The following is a 17,955-nucleotide window of genomic DNA, read 5'->3' as shown; positions in this document are numbered from 1 at the left end:
GTGCGCTACACCTTAGCCAGCTTGACGGCGCATTTCTTAAAGTCCGTTTCTTTCGACAGCGGATCGGTAGCATCCAGCGTCAGGACATTGGTCATCTGTGCGGCATCGAAGAACGGCATATAGACCAGCCCACGTGGTGGCTTATTGCGACCGCGTGTCTCAACAATCGAGACGACTTCACCACGGCGCGAGATAATGCGGACTTTCTCGCCGCGACGTAGATCGCGTGCTTTGGCATCCTGCGGGTGGATAAACAGCACGGCTTCGGGGAAGGCGCGGTGCAATTCTGGTACACGACGCGTCATGCTGCCGGTGTGCCAGTGCTCCAGCACGCGACCGGTAGAGAGCCAGAGATCGTACTCTTCATCCGGTACTTCGGCAGCAGGTTCATACGGCAGCGCGAAAATCACCGCTTTGCCATCTGGCTTACCGTAAAAACGGTAGGCTTCTCCTGCTTTTACGTAAGGGTCGTTCCCTTCGCTGTAGCGCCACTGCGTTTCCTTACCGTCAACCACTGGCCAGCGTAGCCCGCGAACCTTGTGATAGGCATCGAACGGTGCCAAATCGTGACCGTGTCCACGGCCAAATGCGGCGTATTCTTCAAACAGACCTTTCTGCAAATAAAAACCAAATTCGCGCGATTCGTCGTTCAACTGATTTTCCGCTAACTCACTGAGCGGGAAGCGTGTGGTGACATCGTTGGCAAACAGCACGTCGTAGAGTGTCTTGCCGCGATAGGCGGGTTTTTGCGCCAGAAGTGCTTCCGGCCACACGTCCTCTACGGCAAAGCGCTTGGCAAAGCTCACGACCTGCCACAGATCTGATTTTGACTCACCCGGCGCTTTAACCTGTTGACGCCAGAACTGCGTCCGGCGCTCGGCGTTGCCGTAGGCACCTTCTTTTTCTACCCACATCGCAGTCGGCAAAATCAAATCGGCAGCCAGGGCGCTGACGGTTGGATAGGGATCGGAAACCACGATGAAGTTACGCGGGTCACGCCAACCCGGCATACGCTCCTGATTGATGTTCGGGCCAGCCTGCATGTTGTTGTTACACATTACCCAGTAGGCATTCAGCGTGCCGTCTTTCAGCGCCCGATCTTGTGCGACGGCGTGCAGACCGATCTTTTCAGGGATGGTGCCTGTGGGTAATTGCCACAGTTTTTCCGCCATTGCGCGGTGTTTCTCGTTGGTCACCACCATGTCCGCAGGCAGGCGGTGGGCAAACGTACCAACTTCACGCGCGGTGCCACAGGCAGACGGTTGCCCAGTTAACGAGAACGGCCCGCAGCCCGGCTGAGAGATCTTGCCTGTCAGCAGATGGATGTTGTAAACCAAATTGTTCGCCCAAACGCCGCGTGTGTGCTGGTTAAAACCCATCGTCCAGTAGGAGATCACTTTCTTCTTCGGATCGGCGTAGAGTTTTGCCAACGCTTCCAGTTGGTCGGCGGGAACGCCGCTGATCGCCACCGTTTTTTCCAGCGTATAGTCGGCGACAAAGGCTTTGTATTCTTCAAAACTCATCGGTTCAGACGCATCGGAACCGGGGTTTTTTGCCGCTTTTTCCAATGGATGCGTTGGACGCAGCCCGTAGCCGATATCGGTCACGCCTCTGCGTAGGTTCACGTGGCGGGTAAAGAACGCCTCGTTGACCGCGTTATTTTGAATAATGTAGTTGGCGATATAGTTGAGAATCGCCAGATCGGTTTGCGGCGTAAACACCATACCGTTATCTGCCAGTTCAAAACTGCGGTGTTGATAGGTAGATAGCACGGCGACCGTGACGTTGTTGTTCGACAGGCGACGGTCGGTAATACGTGACCAGAGAATCGGATGCATCTCCGCCATGTTGGAGCCCCACAACACAAACGCATCGGTCTGCTCGATGTCGTCGTAGCAGCCCATCGGTTCATCCATACCGAAGGTACGCATAAAGCCGACGACCGCCGATGCCATGCAGTGGCGCGCATTAGGGTCAATATTGTTGGAACGGAAGCCCGCTTTGAACAGTTTGGCTGAGGCATAGCCTTCCCAAATCGTTGATTGCCCGGAGCCAAACATGCCTATCGCGTTCGGGCCTTTCTCCTTCAGCGCGGTTTTGAATTTCTCCGCCATGATGTCAAAGGCGTTGTCCCAAGAGATCGGGGTAAATTCGCCTTCTTTATCGAATTTGCCGTCACGCATACGCAGCAAAGGTTGGGTCAGGCGATCCTGCCCGTACATGATTTTTGGCAGGAAATAGCCCTTGATGCAGTTTAATCCACGGTTAACCGGCGCTTCGGGGTCGCCCTGGCTGGCGACAATGCGTCCGTTTTGCGTCCCTACCAGCACCCCGCACCCGACGCCACAGAAGCGGCAGGGGGCTTTATCCCAGTGGATAGCGTCCGACTGTTCGGTCGCGGCGCGGACCGCGATAGGGATGGTGATGCCTGCGACCGCGGCGGCCGCTGCCACGGCGTTCGCCTTCATAAAGTGTCGTCGACTGAGTTTCATGGTATTTCCTCACCCTGAGCTTGTTGATCAAGAGGTTGTTCATCGAAAGCAAAAGATTGTTCATCAAAAGACGGTTCATCAAGCTGGTGATAAACCAGCGAAACCGCCAATACGCCTGCAAGTTCGCGTATTGACGCTATGTGTTTTAATAGCGTGTCTTCTGAATCTGACTCCAGTACCACGACCATTTTTCCGGTATCGCTATCGCTGGCGGCAACGTCCACATTGGGTAATTTTTCCAATGCGTCGTTCACTGCCGCCATACGCTCCGTGTTGACGTGAACCACTACACTGCAAACATGCCAGACTGTGTTCATCGGTTTTCCTGTTGCGTCGGCAGACGCGCTGGCGCGGTGTGATATTCCGCTGTTATTTTTTTCATCGATATGGCACCGATGGGGCACCCTGCGATACAGGCACCACAGGTGGTACAGGCGTCATCCTCGATCGACGGTATGGCAACGCGTCCAATCGTGGGACGAAACCGTATCGCGCCGGTTTCACAGGTATCCTGACAGCTGCGGCATTCCACCTGATGCCGCGATAAGCAGGCATCCTGAATCGTCAGATGGTATTCCCACGGAGTGGTGTGGCTTTCCGCGAACAGCGCTTGTGGACACGCGCGAGCGCAGTCGTAGCAGAACGTGCATGCGCCGCGTTGGAAATCGACAGTGGGAAAACCGCCGGAACCGCGCTGGATGATTCCCGCTCCGCAGGCATCAACGCAGAGGTTGCAGCGCGTGCACTGGCTTAGGAAATGATTTTCCGCACCGCTCCACGGCGGACGTAACGCGTTGTCTGCACGTTGTAGGCCACCAGTCAGTAAGGAACGCCGGGAGAGATTAGTCATGGCAGTTTGTCGCTCTGGCACTCAATGCAATATCCAATAGAAAACACGCTGTTTTTGTAGGGGTTACACTATTCCTCTTGGGGTGTATGCGATAATCACCCTTTAGAGGTAAATGGGGGTGCCGGATCAAGCTTATGCAGGATTCGCGCCTTATCGGCTTGTGGAGATCGTGATAGTACGCTGAAGTGTTGATCTACTTATTGAGAGTCTGTATGACGCCAAAGAGGAGTCGTCGTCGAGATGGTCAAACGTCCTGTTTCTACCAGTCTGGCTCGCGCATTTTTTTATATCGCCTTGCTCTCATTTCTGACGACGGGCATTGCGCTGCTGACGTTAGCCAGTGGTTTACGTGATGCGGAAGCGATCAACGTTGCCGGATCGATGCGTATGCAAAGTTATCGCATGGGGTATGACCTACAGGGCGATCGCGCCGCGTTAGAAGCGCACCGCCATCTCTATGCGCAAACGCTGGACTCTCCGGTTTTTCACCTGTTGGATCGCTGGTATGTGCCGCGTGATGTACACGATCGTTATACCGCGTTGTTGCAGAGCTGGAAAACGATGGACGAGCGTCTTAGCGTGGGGGATAGCAGGTGGTATCAGGATAATATTGTTCGCTATGTCACGCAGATCGATCTCTTTGTGCTGGCGTTGCAGCACTATTCCGAACGCAAGATGATGATAGTGGTTGCAACATCAATAATTGGTTCGATCACTATCTATATACTGATCTTCTTTACGCTACGCCGCATTCGTCGTCAGGTGGTTGTGCCGTTGAATAAGCTGATGGCGGCCTGTGCGTCCATTGAGAAGGGGCGGTTTACCCATTCGCGCTTGGATGTCAATCTGCCGAATGAATTGGGATTACTGGCGCAAACCTTCAGTAGCATGACTGACGAATTGCAAAAACTTTATCGCTCTCTGGAAGATAAGGTTCGGCAGAAAACGCTGCGTTTGCAGGAAGTGAACCGTATGCTGAAGGTGCTGTACAACTGCTCCCAGGCGATGAATGTCAGTACGATCGACAGGCATTGCTTTCAGCAGATTTTGCAAATCGTTCGCCGCTATGAAACGGTGGGCTGTCTGGAAATGCGGGTAGGGGAGAACTGGCTGTTATGTGAAGGGCAGCCGGACGGGCAGATTGCGTGGCAGGCGTTGCCCATCCGTTTGCAAGAGGTTGAATTTGGGCAGTTGCGCTGGCAGGCATCAACGCAGCAGCCATCGGCACAGTTGATGGAAAGCGTCGCCAATATGCTGGGGCGCGGCCTCTATTTTAATCAGGCGCAGAAGCATTACCAGCAGCTGTTACTCATGGAGGAACGCGCCACCATCGCGCGTGAACTGCATGACTCACTGGCTCAGGTGTTGTCTTACTTGAATATCCAGATGACGTTATTAAAGCGTGCGGTAGCGGAAGAAAATGCGCAGGCTCGGCAGATCATCACTGATTTTGAACAGGCGTTGAGCGATGCTTATCGCCAACTGCGAGAACTGCTGGGCACGTTCCGGTTGACGTTGCAACAGGCTGATTTGCCTGCGGCAATGCAGGAAATGATTGAACCGCTACGGGCGCAGACCCCGGCGACGATTCATATCGATTGCCGTATCCCTACGCAGGCGCTGGATGCCTCACAGCAGGTTCACCTGCTGCAAATCATTCGTGAAGCGGTACTGAACGCGATTAAACACGCGCAGGCGGCGGCGATTACCGTCAACTGCCGTACGCAGCCCGACGGAAGCCATTGTGTTGATATTCGTGATGATGGCTGCGGTATTGTCGATCAAGAGGAACCCGCAGGGCATTACGGTTTAAATATTATGCAGGAACGTGCCGAACGCTTAGGAGGACGATTATCTATTCGTCTCCATCCTGAAGGGGGAACGCAGGTGAGCGTCTGTTTTTCGACGTCGACCACCGCGCGTGAACGAGACAATACGAATACGCTTTATCCTGAATAGTTCGAACGGCGTACAGGCCGCTTGAGAGAAAGTTATACATAAAAAATAATAGATCCATATTACATTGGGGCTGGGCATGTCAGAAAAACCATCTTATCGCGTGTTGATCGTCGACGATCATCCGCTTATGCGTCGGGGAATTCGTCAGTTACTGGCAACTGATCCCATCTTTAACGTGATTGGGGAAGCCAGCAATGGTATGGAGGCGCTGAGTCTCGCGAATCGAGATTCTCCCGATATCATTTTGCTCGATCTCAACATGAAAGGGTTAAGTGGGTTGGATACGCTGCACGCGCTGCGACGTGATGGGATCTGCGCTCGTGTGATTGTACTGACGGTTTCGGATGCGCCGAGCGATATTTATGCGCTGATGGATGCGGGCGCCGATGGCTACCTGCTTAAAGACAGCGCCCCGGAACATTTATTGGATTCTATTCGTAGCAGTGATGCATTTAGCGAACAAGTACGCGATGTGTTGCGCCACCGTATCGCCATAAAAGAAACGCCGTCGCCTTTTAGCGTATTGACGGAACGTGAGCTGGATGTACTTCAGGAAGTGGCTTCAGGGTTGTCCAACAAACAAATCGCGAGTGTGTTGTATATCTCAGAAGAGACGGTAAAAGTGCATATCCGCAACATGCTGCGCAAACTCAACGTGCGCTCTCGCGTCGCTGCCACCGTGCTTTATCTGGAAACGCGCGGCCAGTAGGGTCGCCCGTGTTGTTATGTGGTGGCATAGTATATTTGGGCACCTGAATAGAGGTGATATCATCGCCTCATAGTCAAAAGATGACACGCGTCTTGACGCTTTCAACGTCAGGGCGATGTGGGAAGTCTGGTTTTAAGACAGCGAACTCGCCATAATCATGATACACAGGCACCTATCTGGTGCCTGGAGAGATTGCTTTTCAGATCAGACAGGGCGGTGTGTATGCAATCCCAACAGCGCGAATGGATGAAATATGTTGCCGCTCCTGCACTTGGCGTGCAGGGGTTGCATGCCTACTTCAACAAGCATCAGTATGAACGCCATTCCCACGACTATTTTGTCTTGGGGACGATTGATGCCGGAGCGCCAAAAGTAGCGTTGGAAAAGGGCGGATTCATTGCTCCTCCGGGCAGCGCGATGATCATCAATCCGGGGGAGATGCATGACGGGAAGCCCTGTGATGAACGGGGTTACGTCTATAGTATGGTGTATATCGATCCCTGGATGATTAACGATCTTGCTCAGGCGCATGACGTTTCCGTCTCTTCCTCCACACGTTTTACACGCGCGTTAATCATGGATGCAGATATTGTCTTTTTATTGAAAAAACTCCATCGCGTGCTTTTTAGTGAGCAGGATCCGCTGGCGCGTGAGGTCAGCATGATTGATGCGCTAAATCCGTTATTTCAGCGTTACTCAACGACCCCCGCAAAACCTCAATCGGTGTGCAATGAACCCCGCATTGAGCGTGTACGCGAACTTATCCACGCCTGCTTTTCTGAGCCGTTGACGACGTCCGTGTTGGCCGAAGCTGCGGCGCTGAGTCGGGTTCGACTGAATCAATTGTTTAGTGCGGCTTATGGCCTTCCTCTTCACGCCTATCTCACTCGTGTGCGATTAGAGGCCGCGAAACAGCTTCTGCGCTCCGGCCATTGTGCTGCCGATGTTGCGGCATCCGTCGGCCTGACCGATCAGAGCCATCTCATTCGGCGCTTTAAAGGCACATTTGGTATTACGCCAGCACAGTACAGTGCGGCGTATTTATCAGATGTCCAATACATGTCCTGACACCTTTATCACACTCTTCCTCCAGAAATACCAATGCCTGGAGAGGATATGTCCCAGCCACGCAATACATTAATGACCGAAGAAACTCCCAGCCGTGTTTCACCCTGGATCATGGTCGCCGTCGGGGCGGGCAGTGTGCTGTCATCGCTCGACCTGTTTGTTGTTAATCTGGCTTTTCCGGCAATACGGGATAGCTTTCCCGGTGCGACAAATCAGGTTATGTCGTGGGTGCTAACCGCTTATTCCATCGCGTTTGCGGCTTTTCTCGTCCCCAGTGGTCGGTTAGCCGATCTCTACGGGCGCAAGCGGGTATTTATCGCAGGGCTGCTGATTTTCGCCGTAGCCAGCGTAGCCTGTGCCTTTGCACCCAATGCGGTCTCTTTGATTGTCGCTCGGGGGTTAAAAGGGGTGGGCGCGGCCTTGATGATCCCGACCAGTTTAGGTTTGCTTCTTGCAGCCTACCCTAAAGCGCGACACAAGCAGATGGTTGGCATTTGGGCAGCAACCGGATCGGTTGCTGCCGCGCTGGGCCCGACGTTGGGTGGGGTGCTTGTTGAGATCGACTGGCGTCTGATTTTTCTGGTTAACTTGCCTATTGTCATGATGGCGCTGTGGCTGAGTAAGCACCTGATTGAAAGCCCGACCACGGGCGGGATATTTCCTGATATTTTGGGTTCTGGGCTGTTGATCGCTGGGATTGGTTGCCTTGTCACGGGCATTTCGTACGCGCCGGAGTGGGGTGTTAAGCATATCAACCTCTGGCTGGCATTTGGGGCGGCGACAGTGTTTTTGACGCTGTTTGTGTGGCGCTGCTTAACGGTGCTGTCACCTGCGTTGGATCTGCGCGTTTTTCAGGTTTCCGCCTTCACGTTCGCGACGTTTGGAATGGCCTGCTTTTATATGGGGTTTGCGATCATGCTGCTGGGAGGCACGCTTTACCTCACGCAAGTGTGGCAATGGGAACCGATGGTGGCTGGTGCGGGCATTGGTATTAGTCCTGGTACTGCCGTGCTGGCATCGCTGTTGGCGGGAAAAACAAATATTTCACCCAAGCGGCTGACCGTGCTGGCCGGTCTCCTTTTCCTGATTGCCGGAATCTGGTGGTATGCCATGTTAGGCTCCGAACCTGACTATTTGGTGGCCTATCTGCCGGGATTGCTGCTGACTGGCGCGGGGGCGGGCATTGGGCAAACGGGGTTTCTGGCCGGTGGCACGGCTGCGCTGCCCGAGCAACAGTATGCTACCGGCACTGGTATTATTAATACGGCTCGCCAAATCGGTGCCGCGGTTGGTGTTTCTGTCTTTGTTGCGGTAGCGGGAACGGCGTTTTATGCCGATCAATATAGTCTGGCGTGGCTGCTGATGGCTGGATTCGGCGCAACCGTGTCAATTTCAGCGTTGCTCCTGCGCGACTAAATACCCCGAGTCCTCAAGCATTAAACGGGGGAGAATCGAGTAAAGCGCGAGGGGAACACGGTATGAGGCATTGTTAGCATTGGCCTTATTGTCGTGTTCCCCATGAATGATGCCTATTCCCGCTATTCAGCACCCGCGAACTCTCTAATACGGGGATTATCTAACACTGATGGTGACTTTGCCTTTCGATCTTCCCTGCTCGGCATAAGCCAGTGCTTCTGCGGTAGATGCCAGTGGGAAAGTACGATCGATGACGGGTTTGATGATACCGGATTCGATTAATGCAGTGATTTCTCGCAACTGGTCACCGTCTGCGCGCATGAAAACGAAGTCATAGCGTACGCCGTGTTTGTCGGCTTTCTTGCGGATGCTTCGGCTCAGCAGACGTAGCACCTGCTTCAAGAACCAGGATAGCCCTTGCTGTTCGGCGAAGGCGGGGGTCGGAGGCCCAGAGATAGAAATAAGTCGGCCACCGGGCTTGAGCACCAGAAGTGATTTTTCGAGCACATCATTGCCCAGACTGTTGAGGACGACATCGTAATCTTTCAGCACGTTTTCAAACGCCTGTGTTTTGTAGTCGATCACCACATCGGCACCCAGATTTTTCACCCATTCGACATTGCTGGTGCTGGTGGTGGTGGCGACAAACGCGCCGAGATGCTTAGCAAGTTGGATGGCGATCGTGCCTACGCCGCCTGAACCTGCGTGAATCAGTACCTTTTGACCTTTTTTCAACTGTGCGGTTTCGACCAGCACCTGCCAGGCTGTCAGGGCAACCAGTGGGATGGAGGCGGCCTGTTCCATATCGAGATTGGTGGGTTTACGCGCCAGCGCCTCTTCTTTCACGGCAATCAATTCGGCAAAGCTACCGATACGATCCGCCGGGGGTCTGGCATAAACGTCGTCGCCCACCTTGAACTGACGAACATTACGTCCGACGCGCACGACCACGCCAGCCAGATCGTTACCCAGCACCAGTGGGAGGCGATACGGCAGAATAAGTTTGAATTCGCCTTTGCGGATCTTAGCGTCCAGCAGGTTGATACTGGCGGCATGCACCTGTACCAATACGTCATTGTGTCCGACCTCGGGATCAGGGAGTTGACCAATCTGGCCCGTGTCCTTGTAGCGATTGATGAAAAATGCCTTCATGGTGATGTCGCCTTTTGCCTGTTGAGAGAGGAATACGGTTAAAATAGGGATAACGCCGCTGGTGGCGTTATCCCTATGTTGCAGCCGCGCCTAGCGGCGCAGCACGCCTTTCCGTTCAGCACGAATGGCAAGTATAAAGGCCAGCGGCAGAACGATTTCGACTACTATCGCCGACAGGATGCCAGCATTAACCCGTCCTGCTGCCCACTCCACACCGCCTAGCAGCGCAAGTAGCAGACAGGCTGTGATGAATCCCGCTACGGCTGCTGTACGTCCGGCTGAAGGCGGCGCATTTCTCAGAGCGAAAAGCATCACCCCGATACCGGCATACAGCGGCGCGGCACGGCGGCCGATCAGACCTTCGACACCGCCATCGAAGGCGACGCCCCAGTTGGCCAGCAGCGTTGCAGGAGCGAATAACCAGATCGCCGCCAGTACAAAGAACAGCAGCGCCGACAGGGTGGACAGATAGCGGAAGCTGCGAGACGCGGTGTGAATACTCATGCATTCACATCCACGACGGTACGCCCACGCACTTTGCCTTCCAGTACGAATTCAGAGATGGTGGGGACATCGGCCAAACCGATTACCTGCGTGGTATGCGCGAGTTTGTCCAGATTCAGATCGCGGGCAAGGCGCGCCCAAGCCTGTAAACGCACGGACTGTGGCGCATTGACCGAATCAATACCGGCAAGGGTGACGTTACGCAAAATGAAGGGAAAGACGGACGCGGGCAAATCCGTACCCTGAGCCAAACCGAAAGCCGTGACTACCCCGCGATACTGGGTTTGTGCCAACGCGTTGGCCAGAGTATGGCTGCCGACTGAATCGATGACGCCAGCCCAGCGTACTTTACCGATTGGCGCACCCGGTTCAGATAACGTACGGCGATCGATGATCTCGCTAGCTCCCAGACTGTGCAGGTAATCCGCTTCTTCTGGACGCCCGGTGGAGGCAACTACACGATAACCCAGCTCTGAAAGCAATGCGATGGCTATCGAGCCTGCGCCGCCGTTGGCACCTGTTACCAGAATGTCACCGCGATCGGGCGTCAGGCCGCCATGTTCCAGCGCCAGTACAGACAGTGCAGCGGTGTAGCCCGCAGTGCCGATGGCCATCGCATCTTTGGTCGAAAATACGTCAGGAATTTTGATCAACCAGTCACCAGGCACTTGTGCTTTTTGCGCAAAGCCGCCGTGGTGGGTTTGGCTCAGCCCCCAACCGTTGACCAGTACACGGTCGCCAACGGCGATGCCAGGATAGCTGGAACGCTCGACAATACCGGCGAAATCGATACCGGGGATGAGCGGATAGTGACGGATGATGGGGCTACGGCCTGTGACGGCAACGGCATCCTTGTAGTTTACGGTAGAATACTCAACGGCGACGGTAACATCGCCCGGCATGAGGTCTTCATCTTTAAAGTCGACAAGGTGGGTTGAAGCCACATCGCCAGTTTTAGTCGCGAGCAGTGCTTTAAATGTCATTTTTTTCTCCTGTCACATTCGTTGGAGTATTCCGTGTATTTGCCAGCAAGGGAAATATCGCCTGTCTGAGCCTAGGTCAGCCAATATGACTGGCGTACGCATTGGCTTACGAAGACTTCTTCACATCAAGTTGCAGGTTCTTGCGGATCCCTGAATCGAGCACACTGGCTGGGGCGAATCGGCGAAGAAATTGCAATTGTTTTGCTGCTTTACCTGCGGTATAGCGCAGTTTAGGGCGTTTGTCCTGAGCGGCGTGCAGCACGACGTCTGCCACGACGGTGGGTTCATCTGCGGTCGTCATTGCCTGAGCGACGACGTTAGCCAGATCTGCACGGATCTGTTCGTATTCCTCTAGCTTGGCATCTGGCTGGAGGTTGTTAGCTTCGAACTGTGTTCTGGTGTAAGCCGGTTCAATGACTGAAACCCGGATACCATAGGTGCGTAACTCGTGATCCAGTGCTTCCGAATAGCCTTCTACCGCATGTTTGCTGGCTGCATAAAGTGCCACATAAGGCATGGGGACGATGCCGAGGATTGAGCCGATATTAATGATGCGACCGCTGCCCTGACGGCGCATATGCGGCGCGATGGCACGGATCATGCGAACAGTTCCCAGGAAATTGGTATCGAATATTGCCCTGGCTTGTTCGATGGAACTTTCCTCTGCGGCGGCTGGCGCAACGCCGAAGCCCGCATTATTCACTAACAGGTCGATGTGTCCTTCCCGCTGTAACAATTCATTGACGGCAGCGTCGACAGACGCTTCGTCAGTGACGTCGAGTGCCAGCAGTGGAAACGGCTGTTGCCCAGCCTGGGCGCCCCGTCGGCTGGTGCCGTAGACCGTGTAACCTGCGGAAAGGAGTTTACGGGCGGAAGCCTCTCCGATACCGGAGGATGCGCCAGTCACCAGCGCTACAAGTCTTTTGGTTGTCATGAAAACTCCTTCAGTAGATCGATATAACCCAGTAAGTGGTCAATACTGCCGTCGGGGTGAGCACTTTTTAAAGCGCTCAGCGCGACGGCGATGGGATTGTGTAAATTGACAATATGATGATCATCATATTGTCAGGTAAAAAAATAAACTGACCGAGTCAAGGGGTCAGAATTGATAGCTTTTCTATTACCACCTGACGTAGTGTTTCCGATATTGCTGGGTCATCGACAGCACGTGCGAGTATCAGGGCACCCACCATGGTTGACATGGTCAGTAGCGCCTCTCCAGTGGCATCAGTCCCTTCCCGGTCGGGGAATTGCTGCGTGATGATATTGAGTATCTCCTTGATATGGCAGGTAGCGGCATGTCGTACTTCAGGTGCCTGACGTGGCATTTCCGAACCGAGAGCCGCGATGGGGCAGCCATTCTCAATATCTTCAAGGTGCGCCTTCGACAGATAGGCCTGTGCCAGTCGTTCCAGCGCCTGCCCGCGCGGTGCGCTAGCGGCCAGATCGGTGGCTAAAGCAATCGTCTCTGCGCCTGCGCGATCGGCTGCTTCGGCCAGCATCGCATCGCGTGATTCAAAATGCGCATAGAAGCCACCGTGGGTCAAGCCGACACTTTTCATGATGTCAGCGACGCCGGTGCCACTATAGCCACTTCGCCTGATAGCGCGGGAAGCGGCTTCTACAATGCGATTATGGGTTACTTCTTTTGAGCGAATCGTCTTCTTTTTCATATGACGTTCATCATAATAACGGTTGTCTTAAATCAGCAAGCCGTTTCTGGATGCTGAACGGGAGAACAAGAAGCCTTTGTTATCGCAGAACTCACTTGGGTGCCAAACCCGATTACTGGCGTGCTAGATCACCGGCCCCAGATGGAGTATTTGGGGTTCCTGAGCCAGCATGCCGGGTGCTCTGGCAAAGAATGCCTGAACATCGGGTTTCTGGCGGTGAACGTCAGAATCATGTTCACTTTCCCAGCTTTCATACAGAACCCAGGTCGTTTCACCGACCACTTTGTGGTAGTTGAAGATGATAACGCCTTTATCTTTGCGGGTTTCGGCGACGTTCTCCTCAACCAATGCCGCGAACGCTACGGCGTGTTCGGGCTTTACGTGCAGAACTACACACAGTGTATAGGGCTCAGACATGATGTTCTCCAGCAATGAATATCGAGAGTACGGTTGTACCCTCGATTCAGGGTTTTATACGCGTGTTGGGACTAGGCGTTAACATCGACCACCGTACGACCGCGGACTTTACCTTCGACGATCTGACTGGCGAGTGCTAACACGTCAGTCAGCCCAATGACTCGCACTGTCCGTGCCAGTTTGTCCAGATCCAGATCGCGCACCAGGCGTTTCCAGGCCTCGATCCGGATCGCTTGTGGCGCGTTGACGGCATCAATGCCCGCCAGTGTCACGTTGCGCAGAATGAAAGGTAGCACCGAAGCTGGCAGGTCAATCCCCTGAGCCATGCCGAAAGCGGCAACCACTCCGCCGTAGCGCGTCTGCGTCAGTACGTTGGCCAACGTATGGCTACCGATAGCGTCAATCGCTCCCGCCCAGCGTTCGGTGGCGATCGGCGCACCCTGACCAGATAAAGTATGGCGGTCAATAATCTCCGCTGCCCCTAGCGCGTGTAGGTATGCTGCTTCTTCGGGACGCCCTGTTGATGCAATGACGCGATAACCGAGTTTGGACAGCAGGGCGATGGCTACCGACCCCGCGCCGCCATTGGCACCCGTTACCAAAATGTCGCCGCTGTCGGGTGTGATGCCACCGCGCTCCAGCGCCAGCACGCTGAGCATTGCCGTGTAACCTGCGGTGCCAATAGCCATGGCATCCTTAGTCGAAAAGGGAGCAGGGATCTTGACTACCCATTCACCGGGTACGCGCGCCTTCTGAGCAAACCCACCATGGTGGGTCTGACCCAGACCCCAGCAGTTGACCACGACTTTATCGCCGACCTCGATGCCCGGATGCGTTGAACTTTTGACCGTACCGGAAAGGTCGGCTCCGGGGATCAGAGGGAAGCGCTCGACGATATCAAAGCGATTGGTGACGGCCAGTCCATCCTTGTAGTTGACGGTTGAGTAATCGACCGCGATCGTGACATCGCCCTGCATCAGGTCGCTATCGTCGAGTTCGACAGGATTGACTGCAAATCTTCCGTTTTCTTTGGTTGCCAACAATGCTTTGAACGTCATGAATTGAGCCTCGTTTGTGTTTTAAGTCGGTAACCGTGCATTTCAGTTCGCTGGGCGATAACGTTGTGCCGCGTTTGCCTGACGCAAATCAGACAGCAGACCTTGACGTGCTGCATCCAGTGCGTCCCAGCGCTCGGCGACGTGCAGAGGAGGGATCGTTACCAGTTCACGTTGATCAAAGCCGACGAGAGCGGCATCGACCAATTCGCCGACTTCCATCACTTCCGGCAGGCTATTGACATCAATGCCGACGTGCGACCAGATTTCGGTACGTGTGGCCGCAGGCAGCACCGCCTGTACATACACACCTTTGGGCGCGAGTTCCTGGCTCAGACCCTGCGAAAGAAATAGTACATAGGCCTTGGTTGCGCCATACACCGACATGCCGAACTCAGGTGCCAGACCGACGACCGAGCTGATATTGACGATGGTTCCCGTGCCAGACTCGACCAGCCGAGGCGCAATGGCGGCGGCGAGTCGGGTCAGCGCGGTGGTGTTTAATGTGATCAGTTGGTTGATGCTGTCAGCCGTTTGATCGACGATGCCGCCGGACTGTGCGATACCCGCGTTGTTGATGAGAATATCAATTGCGGAATCCTCTGCCAGACGGCGTTCTACCGTTGCCAGATCTTCTGGCTGGGTCAAATCGGCTTGCAGAACGTCAACGTTGACGTGGTATTCGTCCCGCAGACGGGTGGCGAGTGCGTCGAGGCGCTTTTTGTCGCGCGCGACCAAGACCAGATCGTGTCCGCGGCGCGCGAAGCGGTCGGCGTAAGTGGCACCAATTCCGGTTGAGGCACCGGTGATGAGAGCAGTAGAGTGGGTAGTCATAATATTTGTCCTTTAAAGAGAGAACGCACCATCAGGCGCGGCGGTAAAGGCCACGAAATGTGGCCACCGAACAGTTAATTGGCCCTGGTGTCGGCCTGCGTTGGGTAATCAATATATCCCTCTGCTCCACCGCCATAGAGTGTGGCTGGATTGAGATCGGCCAGCGGAGTACCCGCCTTCAGTCGCTCCACCAGGTCGGGGTTAGCGATGTAATGGTGTCCGAAGGCAAACAGATCGGCTTTGCCGTCGTTGAGGCGTGAGGTCGCTAGTGTCAGGTCGTAGCCGTTGTTGGCGATATAAGTGTTGCTAAAACGCTGGCGCAGGGCGTCATAATCGAATGGCGCGATATCGCGCGGGCCACCTGTGGCACCTTCTACGACGTGCAAATAGGCGATGCCAAGTGCATTAAGCTGCTCGACCAGATAATCGAACTGTGGCTGTGGATCGCTGCTGGAGACACCGTTAATCGGTGACACGGGTGAGATGCGGATACCGGTATGTTCGGCGCCGATTTCATCAGCGATAGCGCTGGTGACTTCCAGCGTGAGCCGTGCCCGGTTCTCTACGGAGCCGCCGTAGGCATCGGTGCGTACGTTGGCACCATCTTTAAGGAACTGGTCCAACAAATAGCCGTTGGCAGCATGGATTTCAACGCCATCAAAGCCAGCCGCGATAGCGTTGGCGGCGGCCTGACGGAAATCGTTGATGATGTCGGGTAGTTCGTTCAACGCCAGCGCACGCGGTTCGGAAACCTCAGCAAAGCTGTTATTGATGAACGTTTGGGTGGCGGCACGGATGGCTGAAGGGGCAACGGGCGCGGCGCCACCGGGCTGTAAATCAACGTGAGAAACGCGACCAACGTGCCAGATTTGCAAAAAAATCTTCCCATTTTTGGCATGTACGGCATCAGTAATTTTACGCCAGCCATCAATTTGTGCTGGTGTGTAGATGCCAGGGGTGTTCTGGTAACCCTGCGCCTGCGGCGATATTTGTGTTGCTTCCGTGATGATTAACCCAGCAGAAGCACGTTGGCTATAATAGGTGGTTGCCAGTTCGCTGGGGACCAGATCAACGTCAGCACGATTGCGCGATAGCGGCGCCATAACGATCCGGTTGGACAGCGTTAGCGGGCCAAGAGAGTAGGGGGCAAACAAGTTTTTATCAGTCATGTTTTCTTTCATCCACATGGGTTAACGATGGTTATTATGAGCGCTCAAAGCGAGTTGAGTCCCCCGCGTGAGGCCAACAAGCGTCAGCCGCCAGAATTGATGCGGTCATGTCGTTGTCGATCCTGACTTATCACTCCGTACAGAAAGTGAGTGTGTTTTTATGATGATGATCATAATCTTTTTCGTCAAGTGCTTTGATGATGAATGACATCAATGTATATTGGTATGCATTATTGTTATAAGACAAAAGAGGCATCTGAAATGAGGGTCACTAAGACACAGGCGTTGGCCAATCGTGCGCACATCGTCAAAACGGCTTCTGCTTTGTTTCGTGAGCGTGGTTACGATGGCGTGGGGGTGGCCGATCTGATGGCGGCGGCGGGTTTCACGCACGGTGGGTTCTACAAGCACTTCCGGTCTAAGGCTGATTTGATGGCTAAAGCGGCGGAAAGTGGCTTCTCGCAAGTTTCTCAATTTACCGCAGAGACCGATGTGAACGCGTTTGTCGATTACTATCTGTCGAGAAAACACCGTGACGAGCGTGGAAGTGGTTGCACGATGGCGGCGTTGTGCGGAGATGCCGCCCGGCAGTCGGATGAAGTTAAAGCCACGTTTGTCAAAGGGATTGAGCGCTTACTGGCTGGGCTGGGGCAGAGTGATCATGTGCCTGATGGAGCGAGCCAACAGGAAACGCGTGCCGCTACGCTGGACATGCTCGCCCATGTGGTCGGGGCGATTGTGCTTTCACGAGCCTGTCCAGATGATTCATCTTTGGCTGATGAAATTCTCGATGCATGCCGAGCGAGGCGCTTGGTGCCGTCCTCTTCAGCTAAGCTCGCGGAATAAACGAGCAAAAAAGTGAATTTATTCCACCGTGGCATGCCATCATATGACGGAAGGCGGGTGCTATTGTCTTCGCTCACGGCCATATATCGATTCGCTGAGTTAGTTAACCAACGCTCACTTGCGACGTTTAGAACGGTTCGGTGAGAGAGCGTCGTATAAGCGAAAGCAATTTTCCCCACGAAGGGTTCGTTCGGTCAGTACGGTTTAGAAGGAATTGCGGCTTCCTGTTGGTGGCACCAAAATTCAGCCCTCCGTGGACAGCTTTGCTTATGCGCCCCTGTGCTCGGTGATTTTTCTACAAAAACCGAGAAGTGGCTACTTTATTCAGGATCAGATCTCGATTGGCGATCGCTGGGACATTCTAACCTCGGCACGGCGGGTATCCTACCGCCCTTACTCGACCTACTCACTCAGCATCAATTCGGAACCACTGGATAAATGGCGCTATAGGCTGGGTGTTACCTATCAGGTCGAGCCTGGCATCTCCACCTATGCTAGCTACTCGCAAGGGATCAGCAATAACGTTGGTTACCCCACCCGAAATGGTTCTGCGCTTGCTCCGGTTGAAGCTGAACAGCTTGAAACCGGTGCTAAGTTCGCCTTCTATGACAAACGGCTCTGCCTGAATCTGTCGTCTTGTTCAAGGTGGTGCCACTTGAGAAACAGGAAGCGATTACGCGTGATGTGAATGTACGTTTTATTCACCTTTGTTTGAGCGCACCGTGGTTTGTTGGCCTTGAGCTGATCCACTGCTATGGCGGCCGGTGACAGACTGCCATACTTAACCCTCAACAATGCACTGGCAGAGTATGCTGCTGCTTGACAATT

At 54.2% G+C, this 17,955-nt stretch carries 18 protein-coding genes; 6 read left to right on the top strand and 12 right to left on the bottom strand.

Annotated elements, in window-relative coordinates; all coding sequences use genetic code 11:
- Positions 1 to 5 precede the first annotated feature (5 nt).
- The 3 genes from napA to napF are packed head-to-tail and all read right to left on the bottom strand — an operon-like array spanning position 6 to position 3,342.
- Positions 6 to 2,492: a nitrate reductase catalytic subunit NapA gene (napA, locus tag AACH44_RS11830; RefSeq protein ID WP_261848380.1), complete on the bottom strand. Its 2,487-nt coding sequence runs from the start codon at positions 2,490 to 2,492 to the stop codon at positions 6 to 8.
- On the bottom strand, positions 2,489 to 2,809 hold the full coding sequence (gene napD / locus AACH44_RS11825) for a chaperone NapD (protein ID WP_261848379.1): 321 nt from the start codon (positions 2,807 to 2,809) through the stop codon (positions 2,489 to 2,491). Before napD ends, napA begins: the two co-directional genes overlap by 4 nt.
- Entirely contained in the window at positions 2,806 to 3,342 is a 537-nt protein-coding gene (gene napF, locus AACH44_RS11820) for a ferredoxin-type protein NapF (protein WP_261848378.1), read from the bottom strand. The genes napD and napF overlap by 4 nt, the downstream gene beginning before the upstream one ends.
- A gap of 240 nt (positions 3,343 to 3,582) precedes the next feature.
- Here napF and narQ point away from each other — a divergent pair, with 240 nt between their 5' ends.
- The 4 genes from narQ to AACH44_RS11800 all read left to right on the top strand — a co-directional run bounded on the left by narQ (position 3,583) and on the right by AACH44_RS11800 (position 8,494).
- Positions 3,583 to 5,301 carry a nitrate/nitrite two-component system sensor histidine kinase NarQ gene (gene narQ, locus AACH44_RS11815; RefSeq protein ID WP_261848377.1) on the top strand — a complete coding sequence of 573 codons (1,719 nt, stop codon included), beginning with the start codon at positions 3,583 to 3,585 and terminating at the stop codon, positions 5,299 to 5,301.
- 76 nt (positions 5,302 to 5,377) lie between these two features.
- Positions 5,378 to 6,010, top strand: a complete 633-nt coding sequence (narP, locus tag AACH44_RS11810; RefSeq protein WP_261848376.1) for a nitrate/nitrite response regulator protein NarP — start codon at positions 5,378 to 5,380, stop codon at positions 6,008 to 6,010.
- Positions 6,011 to 6,232: 222 nt separating this feature from the next.
- Entirely contained in the window at positions 6,233 to 7,078 is an 846-nt protein-coding gene (locus AACH44_RS11805; protein WP_261848375.1) for an AraC family transcriptional regulator, read from the top strand.
- A 48-nt stretch (positions 7,079 to 7,126) separates the two neighbouring features.
- Complete coding sequence (locus AACH44_RS11800) at positions 7,127 to 8,494, top strand: MFS transporter (RefSeq protein WP_261848374.1); 1,368 nt, start codon at positions 7,127 to 7,129, stop codon at positions 8,492 to 8,494.
- Positions 8,495 to 8,650: 156 nt separating this feature from the next.
- On the opposite strand, the gene AACH44_RS11795 is transcribed toward AACH44_RS11800, so the two are convergent.
- The 9 genes from AACH44_RS11795 to AACH44_RS11755 all read right to left on the bottom strand — a co-directional run bounded on the left by AACH44_RS11795 (position 8,651) and on the right by AACH44_RS11755 (position 16,281).
- A complete protein-coding gene (locus AACH44_RS11795) occupies positions 8,651 to 9,646 on the bottom strand; it encodes an NADP-dependent oxidoreductase (protein WP_261848373.1) in 996 nt (331 codons plus the stop codon).
- 90 nt (positions 9,647 to 9,736) lie between these two features.
- Positions 9,737 to 10,150: a hypothetical protein gene (locus AACH44_RS11790; protein ID WP_261848372.1), complete on the bottom strand. Its 414-nt coding sequence runs from the start codon at positions 10,148 to 10,150 to the stop codon at positions 9,737 to 9,739.
- Positions 10,147 to 11,133: an MDR family oxidoreductase gene (locus AACH44_RS11785; RefSeq protein WP_261848371.1), complete on the bottom strand. Its 987-nt coding sequence runs from the start codon at positions 11,131 to 11,133 to the stop codon at positions 10,147 to 10,149. The genes AACH44_RS11790 and AACH44_RS11785 overlap by 4 nt, the downstream gene beginning before the upstream one ends.
- 106 nt (positions 11,134 to 11,239) lie before the next feature.
- The gene (locus tag AACH44_RS11780) at positions 11,240 to 12,067 is read right to left on the bottom strand and encodes an oxidoreductase (RefSeq protein ID WP_261848370.1); all 828 of its coding nucleotides are present in this window, start codon (positions 12,065 to 12,067) and stop codon (positions 11,240 to 11,242) included.
- Between the two features lie 157 nt (positions 12,068 to 12,224).
- Positions 12,225 to 12,806 (bottom strand): TetR/AcrR family transcriptional regulator, encoded by a 582-nt coding sequence (locus AACH44_RS11775; RefSeq protein ID WP_261848369.1) that lies wholly within the window; start codon positions 12,804 to 12,806, stop codon positions 12,225 to 12,227.
- Between the two features lie 123 nt (positions 12,807 to 12,929).
- Positions 12,930 to 13,223, bottom strand: coding sequence for a putative quinol monooxygenase (locus AACH44_RS11770; RefSeq protein WP_261848368.1), 294 nt, complete (start codon positions 13,221 to 13,223; stop codon positions 12,930 to 12,932).
- A 71-nt stretch (positions 13,224 to 13,294) separates the two neighbouring features.
- Complete coding sequence (locus AACH44_RS11765; protein WP_261848367.1) at positions 13,295 to 14,281, bottom strand: MDR family oxidoreductase; 987 nt, start codon at positions 14,279 to 14,281, stop codon at positions 13,295 to 13,297.
- A gap of 42 nt (positions 14,282 to 14,323) precedes the next feature.
- Positions 14,324 to 15,112: an SDR family NAD(P)-dependent oxidoreductase gene (locus tag AACH44_RS11760; RefSeq protein ID WP_261848366.1), complete on the bottom strand. Its 789-nt coding sequence runs from the start codon at positions 15,110 to 15,112 to the stop codon at positions 14,324 to 14,326.
- Between the two features lie 74 nt (positions 15,113 to 15,186).
- A complete protein-coding gene (locus AACH44_RS11755; RefSeq protein WP_261848365.1) occupies positions 15,187 to 16,281 on the bottom strand; it encodes an alkene reductase in 1,095 nt (364 codons plus the stop codon).
- A gap of 261 nt (positions 16,282 to 16,542) precedes the next feature.
- Between AACH44_RS11755 and AACH44_RS11750 the strand changes: the two genes are divergently transcribed.
- Complete coding sequence (locus AACH44_RS11750; RefSeq protein ID WP_261848364.1) at positions 16,543 to 17,127, top strand: TetR/AcrR family transcriptional regulator; 585 nt, start codon at positions 16,543 to 16,545, stop codon at positions 17,125 to 17,127.
- A 214-nt stretch (positions 17,128 to 17,341) separates the two neighbouring features.
- Positions 17,342 to 17,815, top strand: a complete 474-nt coding sequence (locus AACH44_RS11745; RefSeq protein WP_261848363.1) for a TonB-dependent receptor domain-containing protein — start codon at positions 17,342 to 17,344, stop codon at positions 17,813 to 17,815.
- Positions 17,816 to 17,955 lie beyond the last annotated feature (140 nt).

The sequence above is a fragment of the Pectobacterium araliae genome (assembly GCF_037076465.1).
In the GTDB taxonomy this organism is placed as follows: domain Bacteria; phylum Pseudomonadota; class Gammaproteobacteria; order Enterobacterales; family Enterobacteriaceae; genus Pectobacterium; species Pectobacterium araliae.
Note: the sequence above shows the minus strand (reverse complement) of the source record. Positions and strands in the feature narration are given on the sequence as shown.

Excerpts from the sequence above, each read along its gene's own strand:
- napF (WP_261848378.1), bottom strand. The coding sequence starts at position 3,342 with ATGACTAATCTCTCCCGGCGTTCCTTACTGACTGGTGGCCTACAACGT.
- AACH44_RS11800 (WP_261848374.1), top strand. The coding sequence starts at position 7,127 with ATGTCCCAGCCACGCAATACATTAATGACCGAAGAAACTCCCAGCCGT.
- AACH44_RS11785 (WP_261848371.1), bottom strand. The coding sequence starts at position 11,133 with ATGACATTTAAAGCACTGCTCGCGACTAAAACTGGCGATGTGGCTTCA.
- AACH44_RS11765 (WP_261848367.1), bottom strand. The coding sequence starts at position 14,281 with ATGACGTTCAAAGCATTGTTGGCAACCAAAGAAAACGGAAGATTTGCA.
- AACH44_RS11805 (WP_261848375.1), top strand. The coding sequence starts at position 6,233 with ATGCAATCCCAACAGCGCGAATGGATGAAATATGTTGCCGCTCCTGCA.
- napD (WP_261848379.1), bottom strand. The coding sequence starts at position 2,809 with ATGAACACAGTCTGGCATGTTTGCAGTGTAGTGGTTCACGTCAACACG.
- AACH44_RS11790 (WP_261848372.1), bottom strand. The coding sequence starts at position 10,150 with ATGAGTATTCACACCGCGTCTCGCAGCTTCCGCTATCTGTCCACCCTG.
- AACH44_RS11780 (WP_261848370.1), bottom strand. The coding sequence starts at position 12,067 with ATGACAACCAAAAGACTTGTAGCGCTGGTGACTGGCGCATCCTCCGGT.
- AACH44_RS11795 (WP_261848373.1), bottom strand. The coding sequence starts at position 9,646 with ATGAAGGCATTTTTCATCAATCGCTACAAGGACACGGGCCAGATTGGT.
- napA (WP_261848380.1), bottom strand. The coding sequence starts at position 2,492 with ATGAAACTCAGTCGACGACACTTTATGAAGGCGAACGCCGTGGCAGCG.
- AACH44_RS11750 (WP_261848364.1), top strand. The coding sequence starts at position 16,543 with ATGAGGGTCACTAAGACACAGGCGTTGGCCAATCGTGCGCACATCGTC.
- AACH44_RS11760 (WP_261848366.1), bottom strand. The coding sequence starts at position 15,112 with ATGACTACCCACTCTACTGCTCTCATCACCGGTGCCTCAACCGGAATT.
- narQ (WP_261848377.1), top strand. The coding sequence starts at position 3,583 with ATGGTCAAACGTCCTGTTTCTACCAGTCTGGCTCGCGCATTTTTTTAT.
- narP (WP_261848376.1), top strand. The coding sequence starts at position 5,378 with ATGTCAGAAAAACCATCTTATCGCGTGTTGATCGTCGACGATCATCCG.
- AACH44_RS11775 (WP_261848369.1), bottom strand. The coding sequence starts at position 12,806 with ATGAAAAAGAAGACGATTCGCTCAAAAGAAGTAACCCATAATCGCATT.
- AACH44_RS11755 (WP_261848365.1), bottom strand. The coding sequence starts at position 16,281 with ATGACTGATAAAAACTTGTTTGCCCCCTACTCTCTTGGCCCGCTAACG.
- AACH44_RS11770 (WP_261848368.1), bottom strand. The coding sequence starts at position 13,223 with ATGTCTGAGCCCTATACACTGTGTGTAGTTCTGCACGTAAAGCCCGAA.